This is a genomic window from Streptomyces sp. NPDC048411, from assembly GCF_040704695.1.
Classification (GTDB): Bacteria; Actinomycetota; Actinomycetes; order Streptomycetales; family Streptomycetaceae; genus Streptomyces.
The window spans coordinates 1-11,116 of record NZ_JBEZKL010000185.1 but is presented as its reverse complement, the minus strand read 5'-3'; the positions used below and the strand labels follow the sequence as shown (position 1 = coordinate 11,116).

Here is an 11,116-nt window from a genome sequence, read left to right as displayed (position 1 = left end):
GCGGGTCGTTCCGGCCCGGCCGCGCCCCGGTTGGCGCGTTGAACCCGCCGCCACGCCACGGGGTGGATCGGGGGGGGGGGGGGCCCCGCCGGCGGTCCGCCCCGCCCCCGCGGCGGGTTCGGCGCCCCTACCCGCGGGAGGGCGCCGGGCCGTCCAGGATCACCAGCTTGGATTCGAGGTACGGGAGCAGGCCCTCGAACCGGCCCTCCCGTCCGATCCCGGACTGCTTGAAGCCACCGAACGAGACGCCGTTGTCGGAGCGGAAGGCATTGTGACCGACGGTGCCCGAACGCAGAAGGCGCGAGACCTCGACCGCCCGCTCCACGTCATGGGTGAACACGGAGGCGTTGAGGCCGTAGACGGTGTCGTTGGCGATCGCGACGGCGTCGTGTTCGTCGGCGGCCGGGATGACGCTCAGGACCGGCCCGAAGATCTCCTCGCGCGCGATCGTCGACCCGTTGTCGACGTCCGCGAACACCGTCGGCTCCACGTACCAGCCCCGGTCGAGGTGGGTAGGCCGACCGCCGCCGGTGACCAGCCTCGCTCCCTCGGCCACCCCCTTGGCGATGTAACCTTCGACCCGGTCGCGCTGGCGCCTGGTGGCCAGGGGGCCCATCTGGCTCCGCTCGTCGAAGGGATCGCCGACCGTCACAGCGCCGAACGCGACTGCCAGCGCGGCGGCGAACTCGTCGTGACGCCTGCGCGGAACGACGATGCGGGTGAGCGAGGTGCACACCTGCCCCGTCAGCAGGGTCTCGGCCGCGGCGATGGTGGCTGCCGCCTTCTCCAGGGAGTAGTCGTCGAGGATCACCGCCGCCGACTTGCCCCCCAGTTCGAGGCTGACGCGGGCCACGCGCTCGCCGCACAGCGACGAGATGCGCCGGCCTGCGGCGGTGGAGCCGGTGAAGGAGATCTTGTCGACGCGCGGGTCCCGCACCAGCTGTTCGGAGACCTCGCGATCGGCGGTCACGAGGTTGAGCACGCCGGGCGGCAGACCGACCTGCTCGGCGACCTCGGCGATGATGTACCCGAGGCCGGGGGCCTCGGGTGCCTGCTTGACCACCACGGTGCATCCGGCGAGAAGGGCGGGCGCCACCTTGCCTGCGATCTGCCCCAACGGTGCGTTCCACGGGACGATCGCCCCGACGACGCCCACGGGCTCACGCACCAGCACCCCGTGCTCGCCGCCCATGGTCGGTCTCACCGCCTCCTCGAACACGAACGTGTCTGCCAGGTCGGCATAGAGGTCGAACTGGGCCGCCGCGCCGCGCCCCACGCCGGCGGCGATGGAGAACAGGACCCCGGACTCGCGCGGCCAGATCTGTGCGGCGTCGCCGCCGCGGGCTCTGACGCCCTCGGCCATCGCCCGCAGGTACGCCGCGCGCTGGGCATGGCTGAGGCGGGGCCACGGTCCTTCGTCGAAGGCGCGGCGGGCGGCCTCGACCGCGCGGGACATGTCGGCGGTCCTCGCCTCGGCCGCGCGGAAGTAGAGCTGTTCGGTGGCGGGATCGATCACGTCGAACATCGAACCCGTTGCCGGGGTGGCCCATCGGCCGTCGATGAAGAACCGGTCGGGGTGTGCGACAGGCATCGGGGGGACATGGTCGTGAGGCGGCATGGTGCTCCTCCGCTCTGGAGCACCCGCGGCATGCGCCGGTGCTCTCGGTTCGGGCGCCCCTGGTGGGCCTGACGGTGGAGAGGCGGGCTTCGATCAGCTCTCACCGGCGCGCTCGCGGAGGGCCTGCTGGTGGAGGTCGCGCGCGTTGGCGATGAGGGCCACGCCGTCCGGGCCCCACATCATCCGCATGATGCGCCGCTCGTTCTCGGGCAGTTGCATCCTGCGGATCAGGTCCTGGGAGTCCTCCAGCAGCCGCGCCGCCTCCGCGCGCCGCGCTTCGTCGAGGCCCGCCTTGATCTGTATGCGCTCCGGGAAGGCGGCCAGGATCTGGGTCACGAACTGCTGGTAGACCTCCTCCAGGACGTCGACGGCGAGTTGGTGCGAGGGGTGCCAGTTCCGGCGCATGCACTCGGCCATGACCTCGTGCATGTCCTGGCCGGTCTCCGGGTGGACGTTGATGGTTTCGCTCGTGCCGAAGAGGTTTCCGTACGTGTCGTAGAGCGCGTCGAGCTCCGCCATCGAGCCCGGGATCTCGTCCTCGGCCGCTCCGACCAGGCGCAGGTAGGCGCCCATCTCCCGGACGTACTGGTCGCGTTGGGCCTCGGTCAGCGGCCGGGGGCCCTCGTCCCCGTGGTACGCGAACCGCTCGTACATCCACAGGATCGAGTGCAGTTCGGTGATCGCCGCCCACATCGCGTCCCGGGGTTCGGCCGCCGCGTAGCCACCCAGCTCGGGGGTGGCGACATCGATGATGTCCCCCTTGACGTGCCGGTGGACGCGGCCCAGGTGGGCGGCCATCCGCGTCGCGGTCTCGGTGTTCCCGAGCCACATGGGCGCGTGCATCCCGGAGTTGCGCTGCGCCCGCTCGAAGCCGTCGAAGACGGTGTAGGTGCCCGCCCTGGCCTTGCGCGAGATCGGGTCCTCGTCGCGGATCCCTGCGGGGATCGGCTTGTAGAGCAGCTGGAGCGTCGCCTGCGCGACGGTCTCGAAGACGATCGTCGCGGGGTGCAGCAGCACCTCCCAGGTCACGCTGCCCGGGCCGAAGAGCCCGTAGTCGCGGCTGCCGTCCTCGTTGAGGGTGCTTCCGGCGGGGACGGGCTCACCGAGGCGGCGCCACCGCCGCTCGCTGCCCAGGAGGCGTTCCGCGGTCAGGACGTTGTCCTTGACGTCGTCGAACGTGGGCTGAGCCCCGGTGTCGGTCGTGCTCATGATCGGACTCCCTTGTCCTTATCGCACCATGCATAGTTCCCGGGCGGGAAGAGCGCGGTGCGGCGAGGCTAGGAGGCTCTCGAGCCACAGTCAAGGACGGCCGGCGGAGGCGATCCCCTCGAAGCCGTGGATGAAGACCTCGATGGAGAGCTCGAGCTGGCGCGCGTCGTAGGTGCTCACCACGGACTGGGCGGCCTCGAGCAGGTAGCGGGGGCGCTCCTCCGGGTGCTCGCGCAGCACCTCGCGCAGCCACAGGTCGCGCATGCCGCCGCCGTCCCGCTCCATGCCGGCGACCCCTTGCCCGTACGCGTCGCACATCTCACTGAGCATCGCCACCGCCCTCAGGCCGGTCTCCAGGTCGAAGCCGCCCTCGACGAACTTCGCCAGCAGCGCCTCCGTGGCCGCCAGCAGGAGCGCGTCGACGGACCTGCTGACCCGTACGTGGCCGGCCAGGGGGCCGAGCGCGGCCACGGCCGTCGCGATGCCGCGTCCGTAGATCCGGCTCGCCTCGCGCCAGTCGCACTCGGGTGGAATCGAGACCGGCGCGAAGTTCCGCGCGAACGCGTCGACCGCGACCAGGCGCAGCAGGGACGCGCGGTCCGGCACGTGGTGGTTCACGGCCTTGCGGTCGACACCGAGCCGGTCGGCCACCGCCTGCATGGTCAGGTCGTCCGGCGGGATCGAGGACGCGGCCCTGAGGATCTGGGGGAGATCCAAGCCGGCCTTCATCCCCTGCGGGCGGCGCTTGGCGTCGGCGCTCGGTCGAGTGGCCATGGACCTTCTCTCTCTGCGGTCGGAACACCACTGTTGACGTTCCTCGTCGGCAAGCCTACGCTGCCACTCAGTTCCCGCTCGGGAACAGCGAGGCGGATGTCCGCCGGAATCGCATCGGCGCGCTGCCCTGTCGGCAGCCGAGGGCGCCACGACTCCTCACCCACCCCCGAGCAGCTCAGAAGCGCTGCGGGGTTCGACCAGATTCGCGCACCCGCTCAAAGGAGAGCCGCCCATGCCAGGCATCACCGGGACATGGTCGGCGGAGATGAACACTCCGTTCGGCAAGCAGAACCTCACGATCACCCTCAAGGGCGGCGAGCCGCCCATGGGCATCCTGGACTCCCCGGAAGGCCGCAGCGAGGTCCAGGGCCTCGTCCTGACCGAGGACACCGCGAACTTCACCCTGCCGATCGACACGCCCATCAAGGCCACCGTGGTCTGGAAGCTGCGCGCGGAGGGCGACGACCTCTCGGGAACCGTCAAGGCCGGCTTCTTCCCGGCCTCCAAGCTCAAGGGATCCCGTGCGTCCGAGGAGGGTACGGCGTGAGCGCCACCACCGACACGCTCGCGGCCGTACTGCGCTCCGGGGAAGGGCGGTTCGACCTCGACACGGTCACCCTCGAAGCACCCGCCGCGCACCAGGTGCTCGTGCGCGTGGTGGCGACGGGAATGTGCCACACCGACAGCGTCGCCCGTGCGATCGGGAACTTCCCCGTCATCCTGGGGCACGAGGGAGCCGGCGTGGTCGAGGCCGTCGGGTCGGCGGTGTCGAGCCTGCGGCCCGGCGACCACGTCGTACTGACCTTCGACTCGTGCGGCGCCTGCCCGGCCTGTCACGGCGGCCGGCCCTACCACTGCACCGGATTCGAACTGCTCAACTTCGGCGGCTTCGGCGCGGAGTCCCGGGCATCGGCCCGACTCACCGACGGCGAGGACGTCGCCAACCGCTGGTTCGGCCAGTCGTCGTTCGCCGGATACGCGCTCGCCAACGAGCGCAACGCGGTCAAGCTGCCCGACGACGTCGATCTCGAGCTCGTCGGCCCGCTCGGCTGCGGGATCATGACGGGCGCGGGATGCGTGATCAACGTCATGCGGCTGCGCCCCGGTGACTCCGTCGCCGTGTTCGGGGCAGGCGCCGTGGGACTCGCCGCCGTCATGGCCGCCAAGGCCTCCGGCGCCGGCCGGATCGTCGCGGTCGACGTCCACGCCGACCGCCGCGCGCTCGCGCTCGAACTCGGCGCCGACCGGGTCGTCGACCCGGCGGCCGTGGACGACCTCGCCGGTGAGGTCGTCGGCGACGAAGGGCCCTTCGACTGCTCCCTCGACACGACATCGCGCGGGGAGGTCATGGCCGCCGCGACCGAAGTGATCGGCCGCCCCGGGCTCGCGGTGCTGGTCGGAGCCGGCTTCGAACCGCTCACCCTGGCCCCGACGTCCCTGGCCGGGAAGTCGGTCTCCTACGCCTACATGGGCAACTCGAACCCGCACGTGTTCATCCCGGAACTCATCTCCTTGTGGCAGCGCGGACTGTTCCCGTTCGACCGCCTCATCACGACGTTCCCGTTCGCGGACGTCAACCAGGCGGAGGCGGCTTCGGCAGCGGGCTCCGCGATCAAGCCCGTCCTGCTGATGAACGGAGACAAACGATGACCACCACCGACAGTTCCCCCACCGACAGCTCCCCCGCCGCTGCCGCGCGCGAAGCGCGGGAGGCCTTCGCGACCGGCCGCACCACTGCGCCGGCGTGGCGCCGCGAGCAGCTGACCGCGCTCGACCGCCTTCTCGCGGAGAACGGACCGGCGATCGAGACGGCGCTGAAGTCCGATCTGGGCAAGCACCCGCTGGAGACGCACACCATCGAGATCGGGTCGGTCCGCTCCGAGATCGCCCTGACGCTGGCAAACCTCGAGAACTGGCTCGCACCGCAGGAGGTACCGGCACCGGGCTACCTGCATCCCGCCACCGCCTCGACCGTCCTCCAGCCTCTCGGGACCGTCCTGATCATCGCGCCGTGGAACTATCCGGTCCATCTGCTCCTGATGCCGCTCGTGGGGGCGATCGCCGCCGGGAACGCCGTCGTCGTCAAGCCCAGCGAACTCGCGCCGCAGACGTCCCGCCTGATGGCGAAGCTGTTCCCGGCCTACCTCGACTCCCGCGCGATCCGCTTGGTCGAAGGGGCGGTCGAGGAGACCACGGAACTGCTCACAGCCGCCTGGGACCACATCTTCTACACGGGCAACGGCACCGTCGCGAAGATCGTCATGGCTGCGGCGGCGAAGCACCTGACACCGGTCACCCTGGAGCTCGGAGGTAAGTCGCCCGTCTGGATCGACGAGTCGGCCGACATCGACGAAGCCGCCGCCTGGCTGGCCTGGGGCAAGCTCCTCAACGCGGGCCAGACCTGCATCGCCCCGGACTACGTACTCGCGACGCCGGCCGCCGTCGAACCCCTAGTCGACGCCCTCGAGCGCAGCATCGCGGCGATGTACGGCGCCGATCCGCGGGCATCGGCCGACTACGGACGCATCGTCAACGCCCGTCACGTCGATCGCCTCGCACGCCTCTGTGGATCGGGGACCCCGGTCATCGGAGGACAGGTCGACCGCGACGAACGCTACGTCGCCCCGACCGTGCTCCGGGACGTGAGCCTCGACGACCCCGTGATGGCCGAGGAGATCTTCGGACCCGTCCTCCCGATCATCACCGTCTCCGACGCCGACGAGGCGATCGCGCTTATCAACAGCCGCGACAAGCCGCTCGCCCTCTACTGCTTCACCGGGCGAGACACCACCCGGACCGCCTTCCTCGAACGCACCGCGTCCGGCGGGCTCACCGTCAACGCCACGATGGTGCACGCCGGAGTCGAGGGCCTGCCGTTCGGCGGGGTCGGCGCCAGCGGGATGGGCGCCTACCACGGCGAGCGCACCCTCCGGGTGTTCAGCCACGAGCGGGCCGTACTGCACAAGCTCGACGGGCCGGGCCTCGCGCGGTTCGGCTGGGCGCCCTACACCGCCGAGAAGGAGCAGGCGCTCCGCACCCCCGCCACCGGCGCGAACTGACCGCGATCCACCCCACCCACGAGGAAGCGACGGAGAAACACCGTGGAACTGTTCGCCCGCACGCACGAGCCGACGACCCACCTCGACATCTCCAGCAAGGAGTTCTGGTCGAAGTCGCCGGACGAGCGCGACGACACCTTCCGCAGGCTGCGCGCCGAGGCGCCGGTCAGCTGGCACCCGCCGATCGAGGCCAGCCTCTCCGCCGAGGAGCACGGGCAGGCCGGCTTCTGGGCCGTGATGAAGGCCGAGGACATCACGTATGTGAGCCAGCACCACGAGCTGTTCAGCTCAGCTCTCGGAGGCACCGCGCTCCACCCCTACCAGGCCGACACCGGCAACCGGTCGGTCATCCTCGACATGGACCCGCCGGTTCACACCGCCTACCGGAAGGTCATCAGCTCGGCGTTCACCCCCAAGGCGGTCGCCAGGCTGAGCGCCCGGATCGAGGCCCGAGCCCGGCAGATCGTCGACCGGGTCACCGGCGCGGGCAGCATCGACTTCGTCACCGAGGTCGCCGCGAAACTGCCCATGATGACCGTGGCCGACCTCATCGGGATCCCCGAGCACCAGGTCGAGACGTTCGCCGAGGCCGGCGACCGGATCATCCTCCTCCAGGACCCGCTCGCCCTCCCAGAAGGCGTCGACTTCAACGACCTGCTCGGCGAGGTGTTCGGAACGCTCAGCGAGATCGGCTTCCCCCTGGCCGAAGAACGCCGGAAGAACCCCCGCGACGACATCATGTCGGCGATCGTCCACGCCGACGTCGAAGGCGTGGACTTCGACGACTGGGCGATCCTGAGCACGATGGTCCTGCTCAGCGTCGCGGGCAACGACACCACCAAGCAGACCACGACCCACACCTTGATCCAGCTCGCCGAGAACCCCGACCAGAAGGCCTGGCTTCTGGCGGACTTCGAGGGCCGAATCGCCGGCGCCACCGAAGAGTTCGTCCGGCACGCCTCACCGGTCATCGCCTTCGCGCGCACCGCGACGCAGGACCTGGAACTGGGCGGCCGGCACATCCACGCCGGCGACAAGGTCGGCATCTTCTACGCCTCCGGCAACCGCGACGAGTCGGTGTTCGAGGACCCGCGCCGATTCGACCTTTCCCGCGCCCGCAGCCCGCACGTCGGCTTCGGCGGTGGCGGAGTGCACTACTGCCTGGGCAACGCCGTCGCCAAATCCCAGCTGCGCGCGCTGTTCAAGGAGATCCTCACCAGGCTCCCCGACATCCAGGTGGGCGAGCCGGAACGCCTCAAGAGCGACTTCATCAACGGCTACCGGCACCTGCCGGTCGTCACCGGCTGAACGGGAGCACCAGCACATGACCCCCCGACGCATCGTCGTCGACCGCAACCGCTGCACCGGCATCGGCATCTGCGAGTCGATCTTCCCCGAGAGATTCGAGGTCGACGACGACGGCACCCTGATCGTGCACGACGACCTCGTCACCCCGGACATCCGCGCCGGGATCGACGACGCGGTGCAGGCATGCCCCGCCTCCGCCCTCTCCCTCGTCCCGCGGGACGACCAGTGAGCCTGGTCGTCGTCGGAAGCTCCCTCGCCGGCCTGCGCGCGGTCGAGTCCGCGCGCAGGGCCGGCTTCACCGGAGACATTCACCTCGTAGGCGCGGAACACCACCTCGCCTACGACCGCCCCGCCCTCTCCAAGGCGCATCTCGTTTCGGGCGAGCCGATCGAGCACCTGCAGTCCCCCGAAGGACTGCGCGCACTGCGGGTCGACGCACGCCTGGGCGTGACGGCGACCGGGCTCGACCCGGCCGCGAAGATCCTGCGCACCTCCGCCGGCGACGTCCCGTACGACAGTCTGATCGTCGCCACCGGAGTGACGCCGCAGTTTCCCCCCGGCCTCCCCTCACTCGACGGCATCCTCACGCTCCGCACGATCGAGGATGCCCAGGCGCTGCGCGCACGACTGCACCCAGGCGTCCGGATACTCGTCCTGGGCGCCGGCTTCATCGGCTCCGAGGTCGCCTCCTCCGCCCGTGCTCTCGGCGCCCTGCCGACCATCGTCGACGCCGCGCCCGTACCACTGGTCCGGGCGGTCGGCACCGACATCGGGCAGGCCCTCGCATCGCTGCACGCGCGCAACGGCACGCCACTGCGCCTGGCAGCGACGGTCGAGCGGTATCTCGGGCACGACCGCGTCGAGGGCGCACGACTGACGACCGGCGAGGTCCTGCCCGCGGACGTGGTGGTGGTCGGCGTGGGCGCGGCTCCCGCCACCGGGTGGCTGGAGGGGTCCGGCATCGAGCTGCACCCGAAGGACCGCGGCATCGTGTGCGACGCGTACCTGCGCACGTCGCTTCCCGGAGTCTTCGCGGCCGGTGACGTCGCGCACTGGCCCAATGCCGACCTCGACTCCGCCATGCGGCTGGAGAACTGGACGAACGCCGCGGCCCAGGGCGCGCACGCCGGTGCCAACGCCGTCACGCCCGGGGCACTGAGCCCCTACCGGACGGTCCCGTACTTCTGGAGCGACTGGTACGGCCAGCGCATCCAGTTCGTGGGAATCCCCGGTGACGACGTCGAGTTCGTATCCGGTGCGCCCGACGCCGACCGGTTCACCGCGGCCGTCTGGCACGGTGAACGCCTGGTCGGTGCGGCCACGCTCAACGAGCCTCGCAAGACCATGAAGCTCCGGCGCCTCATCGCGGGGCAGGGCACCCGGCAGCACGTCGGTGAACTCCTGAACCGGGGCCGGCCGTCGTGACCGCCCGGATGCCCGAGCCAGGAGCGGTGGAGGGCGACCTCGTCCGGGGCGTCCTCGACTCCTTCGTCACCTACGTCCGGGCTGTGGGCGGACACGTCACCGTCGCCCCACCGGCGGTGGAAACGGCAGACGGGTGCTTCCGGTTCCCCCTGCTTTCCGTCGACGACGGGCAGGCGAGATTCGCCGGAGGGGTCCGCTTCGAGGCACACGCGGGCGCACTGGCGCTCGACATCAGCGAGCCCTGGCTCAGCTCGAACGGCACGCTCTCGGTCCGCGGCACACACGCCATGAACTCCGAGGGCCGACGCCTGCCGTTCGCCGTCGTCCACCCGGACAACAGCGCCGAGCTGACCCCGGAAGCAATCGTGGCGTTCGACTTCCGCTACCCCGCCGGCACTGCCCTGGCGCCCGTCGACCTCCTCCGATCCCACTGACGATCCCAGAGGGCATCGGCGCGACAGGCTGCTCCCATGGTGTGATCAAAGCGGTGGACGCGTTCCACCTGCGGCGACGCTGTGGGAGCCGCAGGCAGGGAAGGGCCTGACCAGCACTGAAAGACTCGAAACCGCAGGTCAGGACTTATCCCGTCAGCATTCGATGACGTTGACCGCGAGTCCGCCGCGGGCGGTCTCCTTGTATTTGACCTTCATGTCGGCGCCGGTCTCCTTCATCGTCTTGATGACCTTGTCCAGGGAGACGTGATGGCGGCCGTCGCCGCGGAGGGCCATGCGGGCCGCGGTGACGATGGGCCCTCACCCGGGTGGGCCGCCTGGCGGGTGCTTCGAGCCTCCCGCGGAAGCGAGCCACGTCGGCATGGCTGGCGAGCAGGTTGCTGATCGTCACGGTGATGCTTGGTACTGCATGGGGAGCGGTGGACGACCTGATCTCGGACGCGGAGTACCACGTTCTGCGCCCTGCGGGGCCGGGAGGCTGCACGGCCGTGGTGCGGGAGACGTCCTTTCTCGTGATCGGCAATGGCGAGGCGTACGCGGTGGGGCGCACCGGCCTGGCCCTGGGCGAGTCGGCATCCTGGACGGTCGACGATGGTTACCGGCCCGTCGATGCGGGCACGTACGAGTTGGACTGGGGGCGGGGCGGCGGTCTTCTGCGGATCAGCGGTACGAGCACCGATCCGGTCGTCCGTGGGGGATTGGTCGACATCGACTGCGGGTGGTGAGGCCGGTCATGCTCACCGGCGTGCCCGGCGCGAGGCCCTCGGGGGCACGGTAAAGGGCGCGCCCCGGGGGCGACAAGAGCTGGCTACCTCACCACCACCGCGGGGCCGTGCCACTCTCGTGCCAGAACGGGCGGGGACTCACGGTGACTCGGCAGCAACAACGGTGCAGACGCGAGGACCTACGCCAAGGCAGATGTGCGCAGCTCACGCCAGCAACCGCCCAACCTCGCTCCCAAAGTGGTGATCACGGCGTTGAGGGTGTGTCGGGGTGTGGCAGCCCCGGTTTCCGCCTGTGGGTCAGGCCGTGTTGGGCATGGCGATGGTGCCGGTGATCTCATTCCAGGTCTCGAAGCGGTGGTGCATCTCGGTGCGGTATCCGGTGGCGGTGAGCAGGTGGCGCCGGGGTCGGAAGTGCGGTGAGACCTGACTGAACACCGACAGGTATTTCTGTGCTCCGCGGGGTGAGCGGAAGCCCTTCATCGCGCGTTCGCGCTGGCGGGTGGGCTGGTGGGAGTTCTCCGCCCGGTTGTTCAAGCCCTTGTGCGA

Annotated in this window: 12 protein-coding genes and 1 pseudogene; 8 read left to right on the top strand and 5 right to left on the bottom strand. The window is 70.4% G+C overall.

What is annotated here, in order from left to right; all coding sequences use genetic code 11:
• Positions 1–127 precede the first annotated feature (127 nt).
• The 3 genes from AB0915_RS35775 to AB0915_RS35765 all read right to left on the bottom strand — a co-directional run bounded on the left by AB0915_RS35775 (position 128) and on the right by AB0915_RS35765 (position 3,601).
• Positions 128–1,591 carry an aldehyde dehydrogenase gene (locus AB0915_RS35775; protein WP_366695059.1) on the bottom strand — a complete coding sequence of 488 codons (1,464 nt, stop codon included), beginning with the start codon at positions 1,589–1,591 and terminating at the stop codon, positions 128–130.
• Between the two features lie 120 nt (positions 1,592–1,711).
• Complete coding sequence (locus tag AB0915_RS35770; protein ID WP_366695057.1) at positions 1,712–2,827, bottom strand: oxygenase MpaB family protein; 1,116 nt, start codon at positions 2,825–2,827, stop codon at positions 1,712–1,714.
• A gap of 90 nt (positions 2,828–2,917) precedes the next feature.
• Positions 2,918–3,601 (bottom strand): hypothetical protein, encoded by a 684-nt coding sequence (locus AB0915_RS35765; RefSeq protein WP_366695055.1) that lies wholly within the window; start codon positions 3,599–3,601, stop codon positions 2,918–2,920.
• 232 nt (positions 3,602–3,833) lie between these two features.
• Between AB0915_RS35765 and AB0915_RS35760 the strand changes: the two genes are divergently transcribed.
• Genes AB0915_RS35760 through AB0915_RS35730 form a run of 7 tightly spaced genes read left to right on the top strand, consistent with a single transcriptional unit; the run spans position 3,834 to position 9,827 of the window.
• The gene (locus AB0915_RS35760; RefSeq protein ID WP_366695053.1) at positions 3,834–4,148 is read left to right on the top strand and encodes a hypothetical protein; all 315 of its coding nucleotides are present in this window, start codon (positions 3,834–3,836) and stop codon (positions 4,146–4,148) included.
• Entirely contained in the window at positions 4,145–5,251 is a 1,107-nt protein-coding gene (locus AB0915_RS35755; RefSeq protein ID WP_366695051.1) for an NAD(P)-dependent alcohol dehydrogenase, read from the top strand. The genes AB0915_RS35760 and AB0915_RS35755 overlap by 4 nt, the downstream gene beginning before the upstream one ends.
• Positions 5,248–6,660, top strand: a complete 1,413-nt coding sequence (locus tag AB0915_RS35750) for an aldehyde dehydrogenase family protein (protein WP_366695049.1) — start codon at positions 5,248–5,250, stop codon at positions 6,658–6,660. Before AB0915_RS35755 ends, AB0915_RS35750 begins: the two co-directional genes overlap by 4 nt.
• Positions 6,661–6,702: 42 nt before the next feature.
• Positions 6,703–7,968, top strand: a complete 1,266-nt coding sequence (locus AB0915_RS35745) for a cytochrome P450 (RefSeq protein ID WP_366695047.1) — start codon at positions 6,703–6,705, stop codon at positions 7,966–7,968.
• A 16-nt stretch (positions 7,969–7,984) separates the two neighbouring features.
• Positions 7,985–8,197 (top strand): ferredoxin, encoded by a 213-nt coding sequence (locus AB0915_RS35740; protein WP_366695045.1) that lies wholly within the window; start codon positions 7,985–7,987, stop codon positions 8,195–8,197.
• Positions 8,194–9,393 carry an FAD-dependent oxidoreductase gene (locus AB0915_RS35735; RefSeq protein ID WP_366695043.1) on the top strand — a complete coding sequence of 400 codons (1,200 nt, stop codon included), beginning with the start codon at positions 8,194–8,196 and terminating at the stop codon, positions 9,391–9,393. Before AB0915_RS35740 ends, AB0915_RS35735 begins: the two co-directional genes overlap by 4 nt.
• A gap of 8 nt (positions 9,394–9,401) precedes the next feature.
• Entirely contained in the window at positions 9,402–9,827 is a 426-nt protein-coding gene (locus AB0915_RS35730; RefSeq protein WP_366695041.1) for an HtaA domain-containing protein, read from the top strand.
• A gap of 153 nt (positions 9,828–9,980) precedes the next feature.
• Here the strand turns inward: AB0915_RS35730 and AB0915_RS35725 are convergent.
• Positions 9,981–10,136: pseudogene (locus AB0915_RS35725) on the bottom strand (L-serine ammonia-lyase, iron-sulfur-dependent, subunit alpha); the annotation flags it as partial.
• Positions 10,137–10,240: 104 nt separating this feature from the next.
• Between AB0915_RS35725 and AB0915_RS35720 the strand changes: the two are divergent.
• A complete protein-coding gene (locus AB0915_RS35720) occupies positions 10,241–10,570 on the top strand; it encodes a hypothetical protein (protein ID WP_366695039.1) in 330 nt (109 codons plus the stop codon).
• A 297-nt stretch (positions 10,571–10,867) separates the two neighbouring features.
• Here the strand turns inward: AB0915_RS35720 and AB0915_RS35715 are convergent.
• The coding region (locus AB0915_RS35715) for a DDE-type integrase/transposase/recombinase (RefSeq protein ID WP_366695037.1) at positions 10,868–11,116 on the bottom strand (249 nt) is incomplete at its 5' end.

What these genes read in the sequence shown, in the direction of transcription:
- AB0915_RS35730 (WP_366695041.1), top strand. Translation starts at nt 9,402, where the DNA reads ATGCCCGAGCCAGGAGCGGTGGAGGGCGACCTCGTCCGGGGCGTCCTC.
- AB0915_RS35740 (WP_366695045.1), top strand. Translation starts at nt 7,985, where the DNA reads ATGACCCCCCGACGCATCGTCGTCGACCGCAACCGCTGCACCGGCATC.
- AB0915_RS35775 (WP_366695059.1), bottom strand. Translation starts at nt 1,591, where the DNA reads ATGCCTGTCGCACACCCCGACCGGTTCTTCATCGACGGCCGATGGGCC.
- AB0915_RS35770 (WP_366695057.1), bottom strand. Translation starts at nt 2,827, where the DNA reads ATGAGCACGACCGACACCGGGGCTCAGCCCACGTTCGACGACGTCAAG.
- AB0915_RS35765 (WP_366695055.1), bottom strand. Translation starts at nt 3,601, where the DNA reads ATGGCCACTCGACCGAGCGCCGACGCCAAGCGCCGCCCGCAGGGGATG.
- AB0915_RS35720 (WP_366695039.1), top strand. Translation starts at nt 10,241, where the DNA reads ATGCTTGGTACTGCATGGGGAGCGGTGGACGACCTGATCTCGGACGCG.
- AB0915_RS35760 (WP_366695053.1), top strand. Translation starts at nt 3,834, where the DNA reads ATGCCAGGCATCACCGGGACATGGTCGGCGGAGATGAACACTCCGTTC.
- AB0915_RS35750 (WP_366695049.1), top strand. Translation starts at nt 5,248, where the DNA reads ATGACCACCACCGACAGTTCCCCCACCGACAGCTCCCCCGCCGCTGCC.